Origin of the sequence: Marinobacter sp., from assembly GCF_039977835.1 — a bacterium.
Classification (GTDB): Bacteria; Pseudomonadota; Gammaproteobacteria; order Pseudomonadales; family Oleiphilaceae; genus Marinobacter.
Genome location: NZ_JBDWCL010000072.1, coordinates 321,052 through 342,687 on the forward strand (window position 1 = coordinate 321,052; position 21,636 = coordinate 342,687).

Annotated in this window: 17 protein-coding genes; 7 read left to right on the top strand and 10 right to left on the bottom strand. The window is 57.4% G+C overall.

From position 1 onward, the window contains the following. Positions 1-9: 9 nt before the first annotated feature. A complete protein-coding gene (gene ttcA, locus ABJM11_RS22160) occupies positions 10-921 on the bottom strand; it encodes a tRNA 2-thiocytidine(32) synthetase TtcA (RefSeq protein ID WP_348295526.1) in 912 nt (303 codons plus the stop codon). An 80-nt stretch (positions 922-1,001) separates the two neighbouring features. On the opposite strand from ttcA, the gene ABJM11_RS22165 reads away from it, so the two are divergent. Genes ABJM11_RS22165 through ABJM11_RS22175 form a run of 3 tightly spaced genes read left to right on the top strand, consistent with a single transcriptional unit; the run spans position 1,002 to position 3,396 of the window. Next, on the top strand, positions 1,002-1,670 hold the full coding sequence (locus ABJM11_RS22165; protein WP_348295527.1) for a TetR/AcrR family transcriptional regulator: 669 nt from the start codon (positions 1,002-1,004) through the stop codon (positions 1,668-1,670). Beyond that, positions 1,667-2,329: a DNA-J related domain-containing protein gene (locus ABJM11_RS22170; RefSeq protein WP_348295528.1), complete on the top strand. Its 663-nt coding sequence runs from the start codon at positions 1,667-1,669 to the stop codon at positions 2,327-2,329. Before ABJM11_RS22165 ends, ABJM11_RS22170 begins: the two co-directional genes overlap by 4 nt. A gap of 47 nt (positions 2,330-2,376) precedes the next feature. Further along, positions 2,377-3,396 (top strand): polysaccharide deacetylase family protein, encoded by a 1,020-nt coding sequence (locus ABJM11_RS22175; RefSeq protein ID WP_348295529.1) that lies wholly within the window; start codon positions 2,377-2,379, stop codon positions 3,394-3,396. Between the two features lie 7 nt (positions 3,397-3,403). Here ABJM11_RS22175 and ABJM11_RS22180 read toward each other — a convergent pair whose 3' ends face one another. Genes ABJM11_RS22180 through ABJM11_RS22195 form a run of 4 tightly spaced genes read right to left on the bottom strand, consistent with a single transcriptional unit; the run spans position 3,404 to position 8,012 of the window. Beyond that, positions 3,404-4,444 carry a MalM family protein gene (locus tag ABJM11_RS22180; RefSeq protein WP_348295530.1) on the bottom strand — a complete coding sequence of 347 codons (1,041 nt, stop codon included), beginning with the start codon at positions 4,442-4,444 and terminating at the stop codon, positions 3,404-3,406. 34 nt (positions 4,445-4,478) lie between these two features. Beyond that, positions 4,479-6,104 carry an outer membrane protein transport protein gene (locus ABJM11_RS22185; protein ID WP_348295531.1) on the bottom strand — a complete coding sequence of 542 codons (1,626 nt, stop codon included), beginning with the start codon at positions 6,102-6,104 and terminating at the stop codon, positions 4,479-4,481. A 37-nt stretch (positions 6,105-6,141) separates the two neighbouring features. Next, a complete protein-coding gene (locus tag ABJM11_RS22190) occupies positions 6,142-7,152 on the bottom strand; it encodes a transporter (RefSeq protein ID WP_348295532.1) in 1,011 nt (336 codons plus the stop codon). Between the two features lie 59 nt (positions 7,153-7,211). Then, entirely contained in the window at positions 7,212-8,012 is an 801-nt protein-coding gene (locus ABJM11_RS22195; RefSeq protein ID WP_348295533.1) for a C39 family peptidase, read from the bottom strand. Positions 8,013-8,264: 252 nt separating this feature from the next. On the opposite strand from ABJM11_RS22195, the gene malT reads away from it, so the two are divergent. Next, the gene (malT, locus tag ABJM11_RS22200) at positions 8,265-11,021 is read left to right on the top strand and encodes an HTH-type transcriptional regulator MalT (RefSeq protein ID WP_348295534.1); all 2,757 of its coding nucleotides are present in this window, start codon (positions 8,265-8,267) and stop codon (positions 11,019-11,021) included. Between the two features lie 25 nt (positions 11,022-11,046). Here the strand turns inward: malT and ABJM11_RS22205 are convergent, their stop codons facing one another. Then, entirely contained in the window at positions 11,047-12,510 is a 1,464-nt protein-coding gene (locus ABJM11_RS22205; protein WP_348295535.1) for a DASS family sodium-coupled anion symporter, read from the bottom strand. Positions 12,511-12,529: 19 nt separating this feature from the next. Continuing rightward, a complete protein-coding gene (locus tag ABJM11_RS22210; RefSeq protein ID WP_348295536.1) occupies positions 12,530-12,850 on the bottom strand; it encodes a TraR/DksA family transcriptional regulator in 321 nt (106 codons plus the stop codon). Between the two features lie 147 nt (positions 12,851-12,997). Between ABJM11_RS22210 and ABJM11_RS22215 the strand changes: the two genes are divergently transcribed. The 3 genes from ABJM11_RS22215 to malK all read left to right on the top strand — a co-directional run bounded on the left by ABJM11_RS22215 (position 12,998) and on the right by malK (position 17,382). Continuing rightward, positions 12,998-14,362 carry a sodium:solute symporter family transporter gene (locus ABJM11_RS22215; RefSeq protein ID WP_348295537.1) on the top strand — a complete coding sequence of 455 codons (1,365 nt, stop codon included), beginning with the start codon at positions 12,998-13,000 and terminating at the stop codon, positions 14,360-14,362. Between the two features lie 249 nt (positions 14,363-14,611). Further along, complete coding sequence (locus ABJM11_RS22220; RefSeq protein WP_407070028.1) at positions 14,612-16,228, top strand: alpha-glucosidase; 1,617 nt, start codon at positions 14,612-14,614, stop codon at positions 16,226-16,228. A 38-nt stretch (positions 16,229-16,266) separates the two neighbouring features. Further along, positions 16,267-17,382: a maltose/maltodextrin ABC transporter ATP-binding protein MalK gene (gene malK / locus ABJM11_RS22225; protein WP_348295538.1), complete on the top strand. Its 1,116-nt coding sequence runs from the start codon at positions 16,267-16,269 to the stop codon at positions 17,380-17,382. Positions 17,383-17,840: 458 nt separating this feature from the next. Here malK and malG read toward each other — a convergent pair whose 3' ends face one another. The 3 genes from malG to malE form a co-directional block, all read right to left on the bottom strand. After that, positions 17,841-18,731 carry a maltose ABC transporter permease MalG gene (gene malG, locus ABJM11_RS22230; RefSeq protein WP_012137814.1) on the bottom strand — a complete coding sequence of 297 codons (891 nt, stop codon included), beginning with the start codon at positions 18,729-18,731 and terminating at the stop codon, positions 17,841-17,843. A 10-nt stretch (positions 18,732-18,741) separates the two neighbouring features. Next, positions 18,742-20,235: a maltose ABC transporter permease MalF gene (gene malF, locus ABJM11_RS22235; protein WP_348295539.1), complete on the bottom strand. Its 1,494-nt coding sequence runs from the start codon at positions 20,233-20,235 to the stop codon at positions 18,742-18,744. Positions 20,236-20,400: 165 nt separating this feature from the next. Further along, positions 20,401-21,600, bottom strand: coding sequence for a maltose/maltodextrin ABC transporter substrate-binding protein MalE (gene malE, locus ABJM11_RS22240; protein ID WP_348295540.1), 1,200 nt, complete (start codon positions 21,598-21,600; stop codon positions 20,401-20,403). Between the last annotated feature and the right edge of the window lie 36 nt (positions 21,601-21,636).

The window sequence follows — 21,636 nt, forward strand, 5'->3', positions numbered from 1 at the left end:
GCCGTTTCCTCAGATATTGAGCACATCCAGCCGCCCGAAATCCGGGCCGTCCGGCTCAATGGTTTCAACCGCCTGACCACCGCCTGAGCGTCTGGTTCCTTCACGGAAATCATAAAGACCCGTATCGGCAAGATGGGAGGGCTCGACATTGCACAGGGCACGGAACATGCTTTCCAGCCGCCCGGGATGCTGCTTGTCCCAGGTCTGGAACATGTCCTTGATCACCTGGCGTTGCAGGTTTTCCTGGGAGCCGCAGAGGTTACATGGAATGATCGGGAATTCCCGCAGCCCGGCGTAGCGGGCAATGTCCTTCTCACGGCTATACGCCAATGGCCGGATGACCGTATTACGGCCGTCATCGCTGTGCAGCACCGGCGGCATGGACTTGAGCTTGCCGCCGTAGAACATATTCAGGAACAGGGTTTCCAGCAGATCATCCCGGTGGTGGCCCAGGGCAATCTTTGTCACACCGTGTTCTTCCGCAAAATTATAAAGAATTCCGCGACGTAGGCGTGAACAAAGTCCACAGGTGGTCTTCCCTTCCGGCACTTTTTCCTTAACAATACTGTAAGTGTCCTTCTCGATGATGTGGTACTCAATACCGAGCGCCTCCAGGTAGTCCGGCAGCACTTCCTCCGGGAAGCCCGGTTGTTTCTGATCCAGGTTCACGGCAATCAGATCAAAGCGCACCGGCGCGCTTTTCTGAAGGTTGAGCAGGATATCGAGCATGGCGTACGAGTCCTTACCGCCAGAAAGGCAGCACATGACTTTATCGCCGGCTTCAATCATCGAGAAATCAGCAATGGCCTGCCCCATTTCCCGGCGCAGGCGTTTCTGCAGCTTGTTGAATTCCAGTTTCTGCCTGCGCTCTGCTTCAGAGCTCAGGGCAGTTTCGAAGTGGGCAGTGATTGCTTCGGGCATAAATAAACGTCGTTCATAGGGTCAGTGAGCGTCGGATTATACGCGTGCAAATGTTCCAGGGACAGGATACAGACATGGATATGTCAGAGACAAAAAAAGAAGCCCGTGGCAAAAGGGAATTCAACCGTATTCGTAACCGCGAAGCCATACTGGACGCTGCCCGGGAGTGTTTTCGGGAACGCGGGTACGACAACTCCACCATTCGCGATATCGTACGCCGCACCGGCCTCGCGGCAGGCACTTTCTACAATTATTTTTCCAGCAAGCAGGACATTTTCGCGGCCCTGCTGACAGATTTTCTCGGCCAACTGAACCACAATCTTGCCGACAGCCGGCAGGCTGCCAATTCGGCAGACGATTTCATCTACTACGCCTATTTCGCGCTGTTCAAAGCCACCGCCAATGATCCTCTGGTTTATGAACTGGCCCATCGCAACGACCGCGCCATACGGGACCTGTTCGGTTCAGACATTCTCGGGCTCACCATGATTTCACTGGAAGATGATGTTAAGAGCGCCATTGAGCGGGGCCTGTTGCCTGATCTTGATCAGGAATACCTTTGCGCTGCGTTTTTCGGGGTTGGCTATGAACTCAGCCTGCGCCTTGCCCACCGGGCGCACAAGTATCCGACCCAGGCGGAAGCCGAGGCCAGAAATGCCACACGATTCGCGACCAATCTGTTTCTTAACGGTTTGAAACTCGACTCCCTCTTCCGTAATAACGCCCCGTCACCTACCATGACAGGATGAATCAACCTGATACGGCGGCGAAGGCCCCGCAAACTCCCCGTACCGGCTCACAGGACAACAAACTGAACTTCCAGATTCAGCACCTGCTGGTTGCCACCGAACACATACTCCGGCAGAACCCCGCCGGAATTAATGAACTCGGGCTTATCAAGACGCTACAAAAGGCGCCCTGGGAGTTGATCGGCGCCGTAAACTTTGCGGAGCCGGACAAGCTCTATCCGGTCCACTTCCTGCTGTTTCACGTGCTTTACCGTCTCCGTGACCAACTTGCTGCCAGTGGCGAGACGCTCACCATTTCTCCCCTGGTTATCCGGCTTCAGAAGAGCACCGTTGTGAGCGGCACAGGCGTCCCTGACCAGGCAGATGAGTTACGGAAGTTCTACCTGGACCTGTCAAAATATGAGATGCCCGAAGAATCCATCAACCGGATGATGGACGACTTCTGGGCGGGGCGCAGCGGGTATCGGCCGGAACCGGTGGAGATCCGCGAAGCAGCAGACACCCTGGGCTTTGACGGCATACCGGCGGGATTTGATGAGGTCAAACATCGGTTCCGCAGAGCCGTAATGCAGGCCCACCCGGACCGCGGTGGTGAAACCGAAGCCATTCAAGACCTGAATCAGGCGTTTTCCGTGCTGAAGGCACATTTCAGAAACTGACAGCTCCGGACATCCAGATCACAGAGGACGACACAATGGTGAAACGAATGACGACCCGATCTCTTCTGATGGTATCGCTGGCCAGCTTTGCCCTGGGCGCGAAAGCTGATCTGGTGGTGCTTCAGTATCATCATGTCAGTGATTCCACGCCCCCATCAACCAGCACCTCGGTTTCTCTGTTCGAGGGACAGATGGATATGATCGAAGACCTGGGAATTGACGTTGTACCTCTGGAGAGCGGCACCCGCGAGGCACTCGATGGCAAGCTGGATGGCGACAAGCAGGTAGCCATTACCTTTGACGATGCCTACGAATCAGTCTATTACAGCGCCGCACCAGAGCTCGACAAGCGAGGTTACCCGTACACGATCTTCGTGAACACCGATGCCGTAGGCAGTCATGGCTACATGACCTGGGAGCAGCTTGATGAGGTGCGTGAAAGAAATGGCGTGACCATTGCCAATCACAGCGAAGACCATGGCCACCTGGCAAGGCGTCCGGACGAAAGTCAGGACGCCTGGGCTCAACGCGTGGAAAACAGCCTGGATACCGCCCAGGAAACCCTGTCAGACAGGCTGGGCATTGATGTTCCGATGTTCGCCTACCCCTACGGCGAATTTGATGAAGCACTGGAGGAGAAGGTTGCTGAGCGCGGTTGGCTGGGCTACGGCCAGCAGTCCGGTGCCATTGGCGCTACCTCCGGCGCCACCCGCCTGCCCCGCTTCCCCATGGCAAATGCCTATGGCCAGCTCAACAGCCTTAAGGACAAGCTGCGCAGCAAGGCGTTGCCTGTTGATGCCAACGAGCTACCGGACGGTGTTATCGAGAACAACCCGCCAACACTGGAGTTCACGACCCCGAGTAATATCAGCACAGATCGGCTGACCTGCTTTGCGTCCGGACAGGGACGTATCGATTTCGAGACCGCCGGGAACACAATAATGCTCAAAGCCCCCGAGCGTTTCAGCAGTCGTCGTTTTCGCTATAACTGCACTCATCCTGCCCCGGATGGCAGCTTCTACTGGCTGTCCCAGCAGTGGCTCGATCTCAGCAAGCCGGAAGACTAGTGCCTGTTCACTCGCCTTCCCGTGAAAGGCCGAGCTCGCCAGTACGGGTGTGGGAAATGGCCTCGGGACCGTATTTTCCCTCAATGACGGTCTGACCCTCCAGGTCTTCGTCGCGCGTGAACAGTACCATCCAGCGCTCCTCCCGCCCTGGAAAGACCGGAATATAGGCCTGGAGGTAGCCGTGGCTGTGCCAGGATTCCGGCACGTACTCCGCGACCAGGTCAGTTACCACACGCACAGGCGCGAAGGAGGCATCCAGGAAAGCCACAGAGGGCACAAAGACCCCGTTTCTGGCAAACGACCTGAGACGAAGGATAAAGTCATTATGGGTTTCCGCCGGGGGCAGCCTTACCAGTCGATAGGGACTATCGCCGGTGCTGAACGGATGGACCGGAGCCGTTTCGTCCATATCAATGCCGAATTCCCGGCCCTGCTGCCAACCCTCTGACTCAGCCCTGTCCATAGTCCGGCAGCACTCCCGGGACCATTGCTCAAAGAAGGATTCACCCTCTGGCTCCATACCCAAAACCGCCATGGCCTTGGGGTCGGCGCCCTCCGGCAGGGCAGCTTCCCCGGAAACCGCTCCGGGCTGATGAATACTCGCCTCTGTCAGTTGAACCGGCGGTTTTATACGCCCCTTTTCAACAGCAGAGCGGGTGTCAGGCTGGTAATAGCTGACACGGACATTGCCCTCAGCATCCCGCCAGGTGAAATATGGCTGGGGCTCGCCGGGGCGGATATAGCCGTCTTTCTCCAACTGATTACCGTCGGGATAGTTTTCCAGATTGAATTCATCGTCGTATTCTTGAGCCGCTGAATTCTCAAGGCCTTTTCCCGGCTCTTCTCCCTTCGAATTCTGACCCTGATTGTCATCATCCTTGCCACTCTCAACGGCAGCTTTCGGTATCGGGGTATGTCGCACCCGCCCCTGTTCATCGACCCAGGTAAAATACCCCGACCGGTCACCTGATGAGTCAGGACCTGAAGACTGGCACCCTGCCAGGGCGACGACCAGACAGCTAACAACCAACAAACGGCACTTACACATGGGGGCTGATCACCTGTTTGCAGACGTTTTTGCGTCAGAATTTGGTGCGGAAACTGAGGCCCGCCATCACCACCCGGAGCGAGGTTTTTACATCAAGGCCCGCGTACGGGTTGTAGATGATGTTGGTTATATTGTCACAGTTCAGGTTACAACTGCCATTGGCCGGAATCGTTTCAATGGACTGCAGATAACTCAGGTTCATATCAATTTCAGTATCCTTGTCCCACTGGTACCCCATGCCGATACTGTATAGATTGGCACCACCAAACGGCGCCATGATACTGCGCTGGTCGTCGGGAATGACCGAATCGCGGATTTCGACACCTGCCCGGAGATCCAGACGGGATGAGGCGTGGAATTCCAGGCCGAATCCCCAGTTCCACTGGTCGGTAAATCCAAGTGGCAGTCGCAAGGTGTTCGGCGTTGCATTGTCGGGCGACAGAATTCTCGCGGCATTGAGGAATTCCAGGTTGCGGTCAAACCGGAACACAAATGCATCCCACTGTTTGTAATCGGTCCAGCCCACATCCACGTTGACCGTCAGCTTGGGGTGCACATCCACACTGATACCAGTCTGAAAATGCTGGGGATAGGTCAGGTCCATGGATACGTTACCGGCCTCGCGGGGCGCCCCGGACGGCAGGCTCAGAATAGCCGAGGTGATAGCACCCAGCACAGACCCATTCACACTTTGCCAGAAGCCTGACCAGTCATCGGTGTACTCGATCTCGAAGGTGCCCTTGAGATTCATGTCGGCTTCCGAGGTATAGCTTGCGCCCCAGGTAAACCAGTCCGTCGGCTCCCACATCACCCCAAGCGCGTAGGTGGGCGACAGTGTTTCCTGCACATTGATACTGAGCGCACCAATATCGTCCCAGGGGCCGACATTACCGCCGCAAAGTGCCAGCCAGGGCTGCAGAGGCTCGTCCCCACTTTCACAGTTGAAGGCGTCCTGAAGAACTTCGGCAACGCCCAGCAGCATATTCGGGGCACGCATGTACTGGTCAGCGGCAATGCCCATATGTGACAGGTGGATACCGGCACCAACGGCCCATTCATCATTGATTTTGTAGCCGACTGTGGGCGACAGATACGTTGTCCGCTGAAGCGCCGTAGCCTGGGGCATGTAGCGACCGGGATCGTCCTTGTCGCGATAGAAACCAGCAGCCAGAGGCAGATAGAAGGCATTACCGAAGGTGAGCTTCGACCCCGGCGGATTGATACTGATACCAGCTGATGGCGCCACAGCCGGCCCCGGAGGCGCCCTCAGTATGCCAACGCCGGGCACATAGAGAGCAACATTGTTGGTATGACTGTGCTTGTTGGCAACGGGGTCACGCTGTTTTCCGGTCAGTGGGTCTGTCTCAAGGCCATCAATGCCGAAGATCTCGTAGCCGTCCGGCGCGTGGAAATCCGCATCAATGTCGAGATAGATACTCATCAGGTTCACTTCAAGCTGGCGCCCATCAAGCTTGGTCAGGCCCGCCGGGTTGTAATGAATAGCCATGATACCGGGTGGATCTGCCGTAACGGCGTTCCCCAATGCCAGGGCCTTGGGGTGAATGGTAAGGTTCTGTGCCAGCTGCGCCTCGACACCACAGGTTACCGAGGCTGCGATGACGGCACCGGCAATCCGTTTTTTGTGGCTGGTTATACCCATGAAATCTTCCCTTCCCGTAAAACGTCAGAGGCTGAACTCACTCTTTGAGACCTGAGAATCTGATGGGCAGGGACACGCCCAACGAGAAATCCGGTGCGTCTTCGGTCAGGCCGATACCAAGGCTGGTATTAACAATCGTGGTATCACTCACACGGGTGCCGAGTGACATGCTGAGAAAGCCACTCATCTGGTCCTGGGCAACAGCCTGGGTTCCATCGCTGAAGGAGAGTATGGTCTCGTCGCTGTAACTCAGTTGCGCCGAAATGCTGAGAGAAATGTCATAGGAGAGTGAATAGGCGAAACCGCCAGAAGCAGAGAGACCAAAGCCCGGTTCAATTTCTTCCAGTACCCTTGCCCCCCTCACTTGCTGGAGGTCCGTTTCCGGGAGGTTGTAGGTTGAGCTGACAGAGCCGAACACGACCACAGGATCCAGAACCTTCGACGCACTCACACCAGCCGCCAGCGAGTAGTATCCACTGCCGGTGGACAACTGCTCATCGATATCGATTTCATAAGGGCTGACCCCGGTTTTGGAGGTAAAAGTACCAAAAACCGTGGTAGACATTTTCCCCGGCACGTAGGAAAAGGGCTGCCAGCGTGCCGTAGCGGAGATGTCGCCAAAATCGTAAACGCTGAGTTCGTCCTGTGTGTCGTGCTTGACCACCAGCGGAATTCGGGTACCCACCGTCAGGTTATCCAGCAGACCGTAATCGTAGGAGAATGCATTGGTGAAACTGTGCGTGGCGGAAGGCACAACATCCAGATTACGGACAGAGCCGTCAGTAATCGCCAGGTCCAGTCGCTGGTCGCCGGTGTAGGAGTAATCGAAGGAGTAGTTGAGCGCGTGAGTGCCCTTTTTCTGCAACGAATAACTGGTTTCAGCCGACTGAAAAACTTCCTCGAGCTGCTTGGCAGAGTCTTCATCACCCTCCTGTTTTGCAAGCGCCTCCCTGGCCTGGTCTACGTTTCCTTCCTGCGACAGTGCCATGGTTGAGTAAAGGCCAGTCACGGAAACAAGGATAAAACCTCGCACTAACCAACGATTCATCCTGACTCCCTTATTTTACTTGTAATGGTTCCTATGCAGGGGCTTAGGCGCCCCGCACGTTAATTGCGACGGTAGAACAGCTGCTTTCTGGTATTTTCGACACTGCCATCCGGGTTGTTCTTCTGGCGTTCCAGCATGTTCCGGATGCGGCGTTCGGTAGATTCGTGAAACTCGGGAATCTTCTGCAGCGCCAGCAATGTCATCGTGTCGTCATCCACAAACCGCAGGTCCTCTTCCTTCAGCTCCAGGTAATCCAGCGGTTTGTCGCTACCGGGGAACACGATGAAAAGAACATTGTCATCCCACTTTTCCTCGAACTGGGCGAGCGTGAAGGAAATATTGCCGACTGCCGGGTCGGCCAGGTACACACGTCCGTCCCGGATGGTTCTGAGAACCACAAAATGCTTGAAGCCAGCGTGCTGGATAGGAACGATGGCCGGATGGTCAAGGTCAATCAGGTCATCAATGGTGGCGCGAAAGCCTCCTGATGGATAACCAAGCGCTGTCACAAGCCGCTTCATATCAAGCATGGAGAAGGCACGTCGCTGGACGATACGCTCACTCTCGCCATAGTGAAGCAGGCCTTCCATCACCTGCCGTTCGCCAAGATTCCGGCCCAGGTAATAATTCAGCACGGTGGTTAACGCCGCGCTGCCGCAGCTGTAGTCATAGGCCTGCCGCACAATATTGCGAAACTGCTGTTCTACCAGCGGTTCCACACGGGTGTCGGTTCTCAGTTCTATCGGGCTGGTATCGAAATCCTGTTCAATCACGATGGTGCCCTGCTGATAGGGCTCAACAACGATGGCCTCCTGGGCCATGGTGAACGTGAGGATGGATCCTGCGAGTACCAGCAGCATGGTCAGACGAAGTCCCTGTTATTATTAGACATGACGTTTCCCGAGTTACATCTTGTTACGGTAAGATACCGAAATCGCTACTCCCTTAAAGATAACTGTGCCTCAAATCTGCCGCTGCAGAAGGGGCCCTCTCTGCCGGTTTTGAGAACTGGTTCATGCCCGTCAACACACACCAGAGAGAAGTTGACGCCGAAGCTCAAAGCCGGTATCACATCCCTTGCCACTGTCTGACAACAATTACTGAAGATCCTGATGACAACAACACTGAACCCGGGACAACTGACGTTCATTACCGCCAAAAACCAGAGCCCCCAGCCGCCCCCCGCATTGCTGCACCGGGAAAAGTTCAACGACCTTCTCCATGGCCTGGAGCCGATCAGCCTGTTGCTGGTTCACGCCCCGGCGGGCTACGGCAAGACCACCACCGTTGCTGACCGGCTCGGTGCACTTGAAGCCGATACCGCCTGGTATCGGCTGGAAATCGGCGACAATGATCCGGCCAGATTCGCAGGCTATCTGGCTAACGCTCTGGAGGTGGCTGTGCCCGGTAACTGCGCTGCCACGCTTAGAAAGCTGCAGGAAAAGGGTTACGACAATCTCGAGAATTTCCTTACTGATCTGCTGGCGGAGCTACCGCTGGAAGGGGACCCGCTGTACCTGGTGCTCGACGATTACCACCAGATCGACAACCCGGACATCCACAACGCGTTACGGTTTCTGCTCCGGCACCAGCCGGCCCGTCTGACGCTGGTACTGATTACCCGCACCATTCCGCCTATCGGCGTTGCCCAGCTCCGCATGCAGGGACGGATGTCTGAAATCACATCCCGCGAGCTGGCCTTTGGGGCCGATGAGGCCCAGCACTATTTTGACAGCCGGCTGCCGTTCGAAATTTCCCGTGAGAGCATAGAGAGAGCCGTGAGGCGTGTTGAGGGCTGGGTATCTGCCCTGCAGCTTTTGTCGGCCTCGGCCATGACCAGCCTTGAGTTCAACGACTTTGTTGACCAACTGGAGTTCGGAAACCAGCACATCTTCGATTATTTTGATGAACTGGTCGGCCACGGGCTGACCGAGCAGCAACGCAAATTCCTGTTGCGCACCAGCATACTGGACCGTTTCAATGCGCGGATGGTCATGCGTGTAATGGATGACAGCGACGGACAGGCGCTGTTAAGCAGCCTGCTTGCCATGGGGCTGTTCATCACCCCAGTGGACAATTCCGCCCTTTGGTTCCGCTACCACCCACTGTTCTCGGTTTATCTGCGGCATCTACTCAGCTGTACAACCGAGGAAAACAGGCAGCGACTGCACCAACGTGCCTGTGATGCCTGGCTGGAACTGGACCATGCCGAGGAAGCGGCACGCCACGCCCGGGAGGCCGACGACCCGGAACGAATCACCAGGGTATTGACCGTTCACGGACGCAAGTTCTTCACTGAGGGTCAGTTTATCCTGCTGCAGCGGTGCCTCGACGCCCTGCCCCAGGATGTCATTGCTCAGGACCCCACCCTTACCCTGCTTCGGGCATGGGTGGCCCAGGGCCAGTATCAGTTCGACGATGTGGAAAACTGGCTGTCTGCCGCCGAATCCAGGCTGGCAGCCTCCATGACCGAGGACACCCAGCGGGCCGTGTACGGCGAATTCAGTGCTATCCGGGCCCAGGTCGCCATGAACTACGGTGATGGGGAGCGGGCATTGGCGCTTGCCCGGGAAGCGATAGATCAGGAGGCCCGCTATCTGCCCACCTCCCGGGTAGCCGCCGCCTCGGTGATCGGCGAAGCCCTGTTCGTTCAGGGCGAGCTCGAAGAAGCCCTGGCCCGCATGCAGGAAACCGAGCACCTCGCCCGGGCCCACCAGGCCCACCAGAATGTCATCTGGGCCTTGTGCCAGCAATCTGAAATCAGTGTGGCAATGGGGCTGCTGCAAAAGGCCTACAATACCCAGGAACGCGGATTCCAGTATGCGGAGGAAAACAACCTCAACCATCTTCCGATTCTGGAGTTCCTGTTCCGGATCCGCAGCCAGATCATGTGGGAGTGGCATCACCTGGAAAATGCGGAACGCTGCGCACTTCAGGGTATCGAGATTCTGGAAGCGCAAGGCGAACGCTGGTACGTGCAGAGCTATACATCCCTGGCGAAGGTCGCCCATGCCCGGGGCCGCCAGAGCCTTTGTGCCGACTATATCGCCAAAATCCAGAAAATGCTGGCCTCGGGCGATTACCACCTGGACTGGGTCGCCAACGCCCACGCCACCATGCTGGCCTACTGGGATGCCGTGCGGGACCACGATTCAATCCAGCGCTGGCTGACCATTGCCCCGCCGGTTGATCCGGCCACGGCAACCAACCACTTCAACCAGTGTAACGGCCGCAACCGGGCGCGGGCCTATATGAGCCTTGGCCTCTGCAGCAAGGCGCAACCACTGCTATCGGGACTGCAGACAGTGGCTGAACAGGTCGGGTTGAAAACGGACCTGAACCGCAATCACATTGCATTGGCGCTGCTGTACTGGAATACCGAGGACCGGGAGAATGCCCTCAGGCACATGGTGACAGCGCTTCAGCTGGCCAGCACCACCGGCGCGGTTGGCAGCTTCCTGCGCATGGGAAAGGTGCTGATTGTCATTCTCAAAGCGCTGATTAATGATGAAGCCATCGATGGCATGGAACTGCAGCGGGCGGAACGACTGATCCAGCTGGCGCAGCAACAGCGGGACTTCAGCCGGGCGATTCGCATCTCGCTGGACGAAGCCATTATTCAGGACATTATCGATCGGCCCGATGTCCCGGAGCTGATCCGGACGTCACCACTGACCCGCCGGGAGTGGCAGATTCTGAGCCTGATCCACGCCGGCCTGTCCAATGATCAGATTGCCGAGCACCTGAAAGTAGCCTCGACAACCGTCAAGACCCATATCCGAAGTCTTTACCAGAAGCAGAACATCAGCCACCGTTCAGAGGCCATCGAACTGGCCAAGGATTTGCTGAGCAAGATTCAGGGAGAATGACATCGGGGCCTATTCAGCCCCGAGGTCAGATCGCGAATACCAGGCCAAGCAACAGGTAGCTCAGCGCTGTCACCACAAGAATACCGAGAATGTTGAGGGCAAAACCCGTCCTGATCATATCCTGGATTTTCATATGCCCGCTGGAGAAAACGATCGCGTTGGGCGGCGTCGCCACCGGCATCATGAACGCGCAACTGGCTGCAATCGCGGCCGGCACCGTCAGCAGCAGAACCGACAGTTCCTGGGACATCGCAAGCGCCCCAAGTAACGGCAGGAAGGCCGCCGCTGTGGCGGTATTGCTGGTGACTTCGGTGAGGAAAATAATAACCCCCACTACCAGGGCCACCATCATCAGCACCGGCAGGTGGCCAGCCACTGACAGGCTTTCTGCGATCCATTCCGCCAGGCCGGAGCTGCTGATTACGCCCGCCATGGCCAGTCCACCGCCGAACAGCAGCAATACGCCCCAGGGAATCCCCTGGGCGGTTTCCCAGTCGAGCAGGAATTCCCGCTCTTTGAGGTTAACCGGGGTCAGGAACATGGCAATGGCCGCAGCGATGGCAATGCCGGTATCACTGAGCCAGGGCATGAACCCATCTGACAACAGCGGCCGGAAGATCCAGGCCGCCGCCGTCACCAGGAACACCATGGCTACCAGCTTTTCGCCTCTTTGCAATGCGCCAAGTGCTTTTAACTCGTCTCGAATCATGTCACCACTGCCAGCCTGGCTACCCAGCCCGAAATCCCTTCGGGTCAGCCACCACCAGGTCAGGGACAGCATCACCAGCGACACTGGAATACCCAGCAACATCCACTGTGCAAACCCAACCGATATACCCTGATTCTCACTCAGGTAGGCCGCCAGCAAAGCATTGGGTGGGGTGCCAATCAATGTGGCTATTCCACCAATGCTGGCAGAATAGGCAATTGCCAGAAGCAACGCCGTGGCGTAGCGGCGCACACCTTCCGGGTTCGACGAGTCCATCATCGCAATCACTGACAGGCCAATCGGCAACATCATGATCGATGTCGCCGTGTTGCTGACCCACATGCTCAGAAAGGCAGTGGCAATCATGAAACCGGCTATCTGGCGCCGTGGCCTGTCACCCACCCCGCGCAGTGTCAGCAAGGCTATACGCCGGTGCAGATTCCACCGTTGCATCGCCAGGCCCAGCGTAAAACCGCCAAGAAACAGGAAAATGATGGGATTGGCATAGGGGATCGTCGCGTCGTTGATGCCCCCCAGCCCCAGCGCAGGTATCAGCACAATCGGAATCAGTGCCGTTGCCGGAATGGGTATCGCTTCCGTGGACCACCAGGTCGCCATCAGCAACATCAGCCCCAGTGCCGCCCAGGCCTCTGCGCCCATCCCTTCCGGGGCCGGCATAACCAGAGTCATGAGCAGAAACAGGGGACCGAGAATCAACCCGGCGACCCTGCTCTTCGGCAGGCCGTCGGAGGACGTTTCAGAACGGGCAGCTGCAGACATCAGGCTTCCTTGTTAACGATCAATCTTCCGCGCACTTCACACATACCGTGGTGTATGGCAGTACCTGCAACCGCCGCGGGTCTATCTCTTCCCCGCAGCTCTCACACTCGTCCCCAACTCCATTGGACAGCCTTTCCAGGGCTCGCTCTATCTGGGCCAGTTCACTGCGGGTTTCTGTCTCCAGCGAATCCACCACTTCATCATTCTGGGTCTGGACCGCCTGTTCTTCGGAATCCTTTTCCAGGGCCCCATCCTGACGGTGCTGATGGGCCTCATACTTTGCCAGCCGCGCTTTCAGGTCAGCGCGAAGGGTTTCCAGTTCCGACTTGCGATTGCTCATTTGAACCTCCTGTTATCGGGGCGTTTCCCGGATAAATTCCACCTACAGTAAAGCATAGGACTGACAGGTGTTTGATGCTTGTCAAAATTGACTCAACACGGATCTGTGTCACTATTCCGGGCTTCACGACCGGCGGAGAACACCATCATGTTTTACACCACCATAGCCGCTCTGGCAGCTGCCCTGATTCTTTTCACCTGGCTCGGAATGCGAGCGCGCCTGGCAGATGGCGGCCTGGACGACTATGTGACGGCCCGCAACAGCCAGGGAGCCCGGGCCCTGGGATTATCGTTCCTCGCTTCCGGCATGGGTGGCTGGATACTGTTTGCGCCTCCGGAAGTAGGCGCGCTGGTGGGGCCTATTGCCCTCGGCGGTTACGCCCTTGGGGCGGCGCTGCCATTTATCGTCTTTGCGTTCTGCGGCCCGGCCATTCGACGGTACCTGCCCCAGGGCCGCAGCATTGGAGAATTTGCCCAGGCTTGCTATGGCAATGCTGTGCGCCGCTACGTGTCATTGATCTCCGTACTTTACATGCTGTGTTTCGTCACTGCGGAACTGACGGCCATCGGTGCCATCACCTCGATGCTTTCCAGCGTCAACGGTAATCTGGCCGTGTTGGGCGTGGCCGTCGCCACATTGATTTACACTGCCTGGGGTGGCTTGCGCGCCAGTATTGTCACCGACCAATGGCAGGCATTTCTGCTGATTGGCCTGCTGACCATTGTCGGTGTCGTGGCCATGGAGCGGCTACCTGAACTGACCACGGCAACCGTGCCTTCGGCGCCCCTCGGCAGCGCTCTGGGCGTCGCCCTGACCCTTGTGATTGCCGTTACGGCCGCCAACCTGTTTCACCAGGGCTACTGGCAGCGACTGTGGTCGGCCCGTGACACTTCCGCTCTGCGCCGGGGGGCCCTGTTCGGTGGGTTCATCACCATTGCGGTGGTTGCCGTAGTGGGCGCCCTGGGTATTGCAGCCGCCATGAGCGGGGTGGATCTCGGGTCCCCGCCGATCCCCTTCTTTGCCCTGCTCTCCGGGGCGCCCGCGTGGCTGACGATCCCCGCCCTGGTACTGGCCCTGACCCTGGTCGCTTCCTCAGTGGATACCCTGCAGAATGCCCTGGCATCTCTGGCGGCCACTGAGAAGCAGGGACTTTCCATCACCTCGGCACGATGGATTACCGTCATCCTGATGATTCCGGTGGTGATCATATCTCTACAGGGGGTGTCCGTACTCAGGCTGTTCCTGATCGCCGACCTGCTCTGCGCCACCGCGGTTATACCGGTGCTGATGGGCCTCTGGAAGAGAATGACTACGACAGCAGCGGTACTGGGAGGCCTGGCCGGCCTGGCAGGGGCAATCCTACCCGGCTGGGTTGCCGGTGGCAGCCTGATGACCGGATTGGAAGTTGCGAGCTTTCCGGGCGGCATTCCGACTCTGATGCCATTTGTGGGTGCCCTGACCGGATCTACCCTTGCGAGCCTTGTGCTGGCTCTTGCTGCAGGGAAACGATAACTACCCTGTTTTATTGACTGAGCCCCCGCCGATCGCTTCATCGGCAGAGGCTCCCCTCACACTACCTCTACCCCTGCGCTCATCTCATCCCCTCTACGCCCCCCTCATCCCCCGGGCTACGCCAACAAAAAGTCCGGCAGGAGGATGAACGGTCTGTTGCTTGCTCGCACTATGTGTGAATGCAATTTCCACGGAAACCTTCCGTTCCCGACAAAAACAATCTTTCACCGCCAGGGTGTTAAGCGAGGCATGATGATCAAAAACCCGGACTGGTGGCGTGGCGCCGTCATTTACCAAGTTTATCCGCGTAGCTTCTACGATTCCAACGGCGATGGTATCGGTGATTTGCCCGGGGTTACCGCAAAGCTGGATTACATCGCCAGCCTGAACGTAGATGCCATCTGGCTGTCGCCGTTCTTTACCTCGCCCATGAAAGATTTTGGTTACGACGTTTCGGACTACCGCGACGTAGACCCGATATTCGGCACCATTGAAGATTTCGACGATCTGATTGCCGAGGCTCACAAGCGCGACCTCAAGATCATGATTGACCAGGTTCTGAGCCACTCTTCGGACCAGCACCGCTGGTTTATGGAAAGCCGGGCCAGCCGCGACAACCCGAAATCGGACTGGTATGTCTGGGCAGATCCCAGAAAAGACGGCACACCCCCCAATAACTGGCTGTCGGTGTTTGGTGGTTCCGCCTGGGCCTGGGACAGCCGGCGCAAGCAGTACTATCTGCACAACTTCCTGGCCAGCCAGCCCGATCTGAACTTCCACAACCCGGAAGTGGTGGATCAGGTACTGTCGGACGTGAAATTCTGGCTGGATCGGGGCGTGGACGGCTTCCGCCTGGACGCCATAAACTTCTGCTTCCATGACCCGAAACTGAGGGATAACCCTCCCAGCGACGCGGTTGCAGAAGGCTCCATTGGCGTCCGTAAGGAAAATCCCTACGCCTACCAGTTCCACAAATACGATAAGACCCGCCCGGAAAACCTGGCTTTTCTGCAGCGGCTGCGCACGCTGCTGGACCAGTATCCCGGAACCACCACCGTGGGAGAAATCGGCGACGACAATTCCCTCGATACCATGGCGGAATACACCGGGGGCGGCGACAAGCTTCACATGGCCTATTCCTTTGATCTGCTGACCGAGCAACGGGGCGCTGATTTCTTCAGGAAGACTGTCGACTCCATTGAGAAGAAGCTGACCGATGGCTGGCCCTGCTGGGCCATTGGCAACCACGATGTCGCCCGTGTGGCCAGCCGCTGGGAAGCGGCTTCAGCGCAGCAACTCAAAGCCTACATGGCCATGCTGCTGACCCTGCGCGGGAGTGTCTGCATCTATCAGGGCGAAGAACTCGGCCTGACCGAGGCAGAACTGGAATACCACGACCTGGTTGATCCCTATGGCATAAATTTCTGGCCAGAATACAAGGGCCGGGACGGCTGCCGCACCCCGATGGTGTGGCATCACAGGGAAACCCATGGCGGGTTCTCCGATGCACGTCCATGGCTGCCGGTTTATGATGAACACTACAACGCCGCAGTGGCTGTCCAGCATGACGAAGACAACTCTATCCTGCAGGCGTATCGCTCATTCCTGGGTTGGCGTGCGCAGCAGCCCGTTCTGCTCAAGGGTGACATCGAGTTTCAGAAAAGCCCGAAAGAGACTCTGGTGTACACCCGCAGCTATCAGGGGGAGACTTTTCTGGTGGCCCTGAACCTGACGGACAAGCCGGTTCGGATAACCGCGCCAGCGCCCGGTCAGCCAGTCGCAGGCACGCCTGATTTTGTCGGCGGTGCCTGGAGCGACCGGCAAGTTGAATTGCAGCCATGGGGTGTCGAGATTGCCTCACTCTGACCCCCTGCTTCCATAGACCAGACAAGAAGACATACGTTATGGCCAGCGTCACACTAAGAAACATCTGCAAGAGTTATGACGAAACCCAGGTTACCCGCAACGTGAACCTGGATATTGATGACGGCGAGTTTGTGGTCTTTGTGGGCCCATCCGGATGTGGCAAATCCACGCTGTTGCGCATGATTGCAGGGCTTGAAGACATCACCTCCGGCGACCTGTATATCGGCAACGACAAGGTCAACAATCTGCCTCCCAAGGAACGGGAAGTGGGCATGGTGTTCCAGTCCTACGCCCTGTACCCCCATATGAACGTGGCGGAGAACATGGCCTTCGGCCTAAAGCTGGCCAAGACCAACAAGGCCGAAATTGACCGCCGCGTCAGCGATGCCGCCAGACTGCTCCAGCTCGACAACCTGCTGGAACGCAAACCCAAGGACCTGTCCGGTGGCCAGCGCCAGCGCGTTGCGATTGGGCGAACCATTGTGCGGGAACCCACGGTCTTCCTGTTCGACGAGCCCCTGTCGAACCTGGATGCTTCGCTGCGAGTGCAGATGCGCATCGAGATCTCCCGCCTGCACAAGCGCCTGGACGCCACCATGGTGTATGTCACCCACGACCAGGTGGAAGCCATGACAATGGCCGACAAGATTGTCGCCCTGGATAACGGCACAATCGCCCAGGTGGGCAAGCCCATGGAGCTCTACCACTACCCTGCCACGCGGTTCGTGGCCGGGTTTATTGGCTCGCCGAAAATGAACTTTATCCACTGCACCGTGGACGAAGCCAGCAGTCAGTCCGTTACCGTAACCCTGCCCGGCAAACACTCCCTGGAGCTGCCCATCAACGGTCACGAGCTGGCTTCCGGCGAAACCGTCAGCCTGGGTGTACGCCCTGAGCACCTCACCACCGGTGATGAAGCAGATATGTACATGGACGGCGAAGTCACCGTAGTCGAACGTCTGGGCTACCAGACCCTGGTCCATATGGACGTCAACGGCGTGGATGGCGTTATCACCATGCGTACTGATGGCAGCGACCCGGTCCAGGAAGGTACGCGGGTTACTCTGGGCTTCAACGCTATCAAGTGCCACCTGTTCCGTGAAGACGGCAACGCCTGCCCCCGCCTGTACCGTGAACCCTGCATTGACTTCTAATCTGCTCTGAAGGTTTTCAGGGGTCGGTTCTGTCACGTACCGACCCCTTTTTTTGCCTTTCCGATCCCACCATGATCCGACCTGACCGCTAAACAGGCCGGTAGGTACTTCCGAAACACGCTGTGAATACGTCCGTGTACGCTCGGCTCCGCCATCCATGGCTCCGCACGGTTTCGGAAGTACCTACCGGCCTGTTCAGCTACCAAGGTGGCAGCCGAAAGCACGAGGGGGCATTCACCACGTGTTTCGGGAGGCCCGCGGCCACTGTTCAGCGGTCAGGTAACTGCAAATAGCGTTCAGGTAGCGGCAAAGGAAAGCAAAAAAGCCCGGTCAGCAGGGGGGGAATATTAGCCTGACCGGGTCGCGAAGTGCAAAAAGGAAGACGCAATGCTCGCGGAAGGGCCGCCCGGGATCATCCGTGGCGGCGAAGGAGAACTTTCGGCCTTACGCCCGTGGCATTATCCTTTGACGCCACCAGCTGTAAGCCCGCCAACAATCCATTTCTGGCAGTACAGGAATATGAGCGTGATGGGCAGTCCCGAGAGCACCGCGGCAGCCGCAAAGTCGCCCCACAGGTAGTTCTGCTCGTACAGGTACTGTTGCGCCCCCACGGCCAGGGTCAGCTTGTCGGTGTCCACCAGAAGCACGGACGCCATGGGGTATTCCATGATGGTCATGATGAACGCCAATATGAAAACCACCACCAGTATGGGCACCGACAAGGGCAGCAGGATGTAACGGAATGCCTGCCATGTGGTGGCACCATCTACAATCGCCGCCTCCTCCAGGGAACGGTCGATGGAATCGAAATAGCCTTTGATGGTCCAGATGTGAAGCGCCATACCACCCAGCGAGGCCACAATCACCGCGCCGTGGGTATTCAGCCCCAGCCAGCTGACGTGGTTGCCGATCTTGTCAAACAAAGCGTACAGGGCCACCAGTGACAGTACCGGCGGGAACATCTGGAAGATCAGCATGGACTTGAGCACGAAGCCTTTGCCCGCAAACCGCATGCGGGCGAAGGCGTAGGCGCTGGTGGTGGAAAGCGCCAGAATCAGCACGGCGGACACCACCGCAATCTTGATGGAGTTCCACAGCCACAGCAGCACCGGGAACGGCGGTTGGGTTACAGTGCCATCTTCCCCGGTGTAGGGGATGCCAAGCGCCAGATACCAGTGCTCCAGCGACGGGTTCTCGGGCAGCAGGCTGCCTGAGGCGAAGTTACCACTGCGGAAGGAGATGGAGATCACCATCAGCAATGGAAAGAGAATGATCACGATGAACCCCAGCATTCCCAGATGGGATGCCAGAACGCGATACTTGGTGGAGCGGGGTTGAACCATCGCCATGGGTAGCTCCTTATACTTTGACTTTGGACAGCTTGAGGTTAATCAGCGACAGGGCGCCAACCACCAGGAAGATGGCTGTGGCAATCGCAGCCGCCAGGCCAAAGTTCTGTCCGGAATCCTGGAACGCGATGCGGTAGGTGTAGCTCACCAGCAGGTCTGTGGTGCCTGCAGGCGTGCTGGCGCCGATAATATCGGGCGCGCCACCGGTCAACAGGGCGATCAGGACGAAGTTGTTGAAATTGAATGCAAAGCTCGCAATAAGCAGCGGCATCAGCGGCTTGATGATCAACGGCAGGGTCACGTTGAACAGATTGTTCACCGGCCCTGCCCCGTCCATGGCGGATGCCTCGTAAAGATCCCGTGGAATGGCCTGAAGCAGCCCCATGGAGAGCAGCATCATGTAGGGATAGCCAAGCCAGGTATTGACGATCAGTATCATGGTGCGGGCCAGTGCAGGATCACTGAACCAGTCCGGCCGTATCCCGAACAGGCCCTCCAGGACCAGGTTGATCTCACCGAAGTTCTGGTTGAACAGGCCCTTGAACACCAGTATCGAGATAAAGGCCGGCACCGCATAGGGCAGGATCAGCATGGTGCGGTAAAAGCCCTTGCCACGGATCTGGTCCCACTGCAGCAGGTTTGCCAACAACAGACCCAGTGCCAGGGTAAATACCACCGTCGCTACCGCAAAAGACAGGGTCCACACGAAGATCTCGAAGAACGGCCCGCGAATGCTGGGGTCAGACACCACCTTCAGGTAGTTGTCCCACCCGATGTTGACCGTCCACCCGGGTGACAGGGTCTGACCATCCGCACTGCGGTAGAAGCCGGTGTCGTGATCCGGAAAGTAGGTGATGTCGGTCTGGTTGTCGGTAATACTGCCATTGTCGTGTAGCGTGAACTGGTCGTTGATCGCCGCGAACGCTCGCAGGCTGGCCATGCTCAGTTCCCGGCCGTCTTCAGTCAGCAGCTCCAGCTGCGACAGTTCCGATCTGAGCTGGATAATATCCCGGATGGCCAGAGGCTCTCCTGCCGGTTTCTCCGAGGTCGGCAATACCGGCGCGCTGGAATCCGAACCATCGAGGGCCAGTGGCGCCGACAGCAGGTTCTGGTATTCCCCTTCGAGGTAGATCACGTACCCGGCGTCGGTCTCGTAAAGCTCGTAATTGTAGCGAACAGAATCAGACTGATAGGTGCGGTCCAGAAGGTTTTCCTGCACCCGCTCAAAGCTCAGCAGATTACTGGCACTGTAGTTGGTAAAACCAATACCCACTGTGTACATCAAAGGGAAAATAACGAACAGACCCATACCTGCCACAGCGGGGAAAATATAGCGGTGGGCGTACAGTTTCCTGTTGATAAAAACAAATACCGCGGATGCCGTCAGCACCAGGAAAAGCATCGCGAATACGAACTCCTGCTGGGCATACAGCGCCAGTATCAGATAGAGCGCCATTCCGACTAGCGCGGCCAGGGCGCCCCACTTGAGAATCATTCGGGTCATTGGAAGTCTGCTTTCGGTTCCGGGGGAGGACAGTGTTTCCGTTATCATTGTAGTCAGCCCGTTTAAAGCCGTCGCCGGGGATTACGACGGCAGGTTTGCATCAACAGTTCAGCCAAAAGGGAGAAGCCGCCGGCAAGAGTGCCAGCGGCGGTCACGTTTCCGGTGTTACCGGGTAATGCGCTTGGCTGCGGAGTTCAGGGCATCCTCAACGGATTGTCTTCCAGAAGTGATGTTCTGCAGCGCCGGCCCCATGGAGGACCAGAACGCCCCCATGGCAGGCACGCTCGGCATGGGCTCGCCCAGCTCGGCGTTCTCGAACGTTGCCGCAATGTTCGGATCAGACGACAACTCGTCCATGAATTCCTTGTTGGCGACCGCACCCAGGGGAACGTCGTTGTTCACCATCTTCAGGCCCTTGACGGACAGCGCGTAGTTCTCAAGGAATTCCACCGCCAGGTCCTTGTTGGGGCTTGCGGTGTTCAGGGTGGCTGCCATCACACCCACCATCGGCTTGCTGGGTTGGCCATCAACGGTGGGCAGCTTGGCAACACCAAAGTTGATGCCACTCTTCTCCAGGTTGCCCCAGGCCCAGGGGCCATTGATCATCATGGCCACTTCGCCCTTGTTAAAGCCGGATTCCATCGCGCTGTAGTCTGCCCCGCGGGGCATTACGCCTTCTTCAATCAGGGTGGCCAGCATATTGGCACCTTTCATCGCGCCCTCGTTATTAACGCCGGTGTCCTTGACGTCATAGGTGCCATCTTCGTTCTGGGCAAAGATATAGCCACCAGCGGCGGCGATCATCGGCCAGGTGAAATAGGTGTTGTTGTAGTCCCACAGAATGGCGCGCTTGCCCTCTTCCGCCAGTTCTTTATGGATGGCTGGAATGTCCTCAAACGCCGCAGGCGGCTCGGATACCAGATCCTTATTGTAAATCAGCCCTATGGACTCGACGGCCATGGGGTAGCCATACATCTTGCCGTCGACTGTTACTGCGTCCCAGGTGAAATCAAAATTGGCATCAACCACCTTTTGAGATGGCTTGATCTCGGAAATGATGCCGCTCTGAGCCCATTCGCCAAAACGGTCGTGGGCCCAGATAAAGATGTCTGGCCCGTTACCGGTGGCGGCGGATTGTTGGAACTTGTCAGTGGCGCTGTCCGGGTGGGCAACTTCAACAGGAATGCCGGTTTCCTCGGTAAACCAGTCGCCCACCTTCTGCAGGCCATCGTAGCCCTTATCCCCATTGATCCAGACCAGGAGCTTGCCTTCCTCGATCTCGGCGTGGGCGGGTGCAGACATCCCGAAAGTTGCTGCAACAACGGAAGCTGCGAGCGTGCTGCGGATAAAAGTTCGACGATTCATCAGGTAATTCCTCTGCTTGTTCTTGCCTTATTCTTG

Bases quoted from the DNA above. Each gene is read 5' to 3' on its own strand.
- ttcA (WP_348295526.1), bottom strand. From the start codon at position 921: ATGCCCGAAGCAATCACTGCCCACTTCGAAACTGCCCTGAGCTCTGAA.
- ABJM11_RS22165 (WP_348295527.1), top strand. From the start codon at position 1,002: ATGTCAGAGACAAAAAAAGAAGCCCGTGGCAAAAGGGAATTCAACCGT.
- ABJM11_RS22170 (WP_348295528.1), top strand. From the start codon at position 1,667: ATGAATCAACCTGATACGGCGGCGAAGGCCCCGCAAACTCCCCGTACC.
- ABJM11_RS22175 (WP_348295529.1), top strand. From the start codon at position 2,377: ATGACGACCCGATCTCTTCTGATGGTATCGCTGGCCAGCTTTGCCCTG.
- ABJM11_RS22180 (WP_348295530.1), bottom strand. From the start codon at position 4,444: ATGTGTAAGTGCCGTTTGTTGGTTGTTAGCTGTCTGGTCGTCGCCCTG.
- ABJM11_RS22185 (WP_348295531.1), bottom strand. From the start codon at position 6,104: ATGGGTATAACCAGCCACAAAAAACGGATTGCCGGTGCCGTCATCGCA.
- ABJM11_RS22190 (WP_348295532.1), bottom strand. From the start codon at position 7,152: ATGAATCGTTGGTTAGTGCGAGGTTTTATCCTTGTTTCCGTGACTGGC.
- ABJM11_RS22195 (WP_348295533.1), bottom strand. From the start codon at position 8,012: ATGCTGCTGGTACTCGCAGGATCCATCCTCACGTTCACCATGGCCCAG.
- malT (WP_348295534.1), top strand. From the start codon at position 8,265: ATGACAACAACACTGAACCCGGGACAACTGACGTTCATTACCGCCAAA.
- ABJM11_RS22205 (WP_348295535.1), bottom strand. From the start codon at position 12,510: ATGTCTGCAGCTGCCCGTTCTGAAACGTCCTCCGACGGCCTGCCGAAG.
- ABJM11_RS22210 (WP_348295536.1), bottom strand. From the start codon at position 12,850: ATGAGCAATCGCAAGTCGGAACTGGAAACCCTTCGCGCTGACCTGAAA.
- ABJM11_RS22215 (WP_348295537.1), top strand. From the start codon at position 12,998: ATGTTTTACACCACCATAGCCGCTCTGGCAGCTGCCCTGATTCTTTTC.
- ABJM11_RS22220 (WP_407070028.1), top strand. From the start codon at position 14,612: ATGATGATCAAAAACCCGGACTGGTGGCGTGGCGCCGTCATTTACCAA.
- malK (WP_348295538.1), top strand. From the start codon at position 16,267: ATGGCCAGCGTCACACTAAGAAACATCTGCAAGAGTTATGACGAAACC.
- malG (WP_012137814.1), bottom strand. From the start codon at position 18,731: ATGGCGATGGTTCAACCCCGCTCCACCAAGTATCGCGTTCTGGCATCC.
- malF (WP_348295539.1), bottom strand. From the start codon at position 20,235: ATGACCCGAATGATTCTCAAGTGGGGCGCCCTGGCCGCGCTAGTCGGA.
- malE (WP_348295540.1), bottom strand. From the start codon at position 21,600: ATGAATCGTCGAACTTTTATCCGCAGCACGCTCGCAGCTTCCGTTGTT.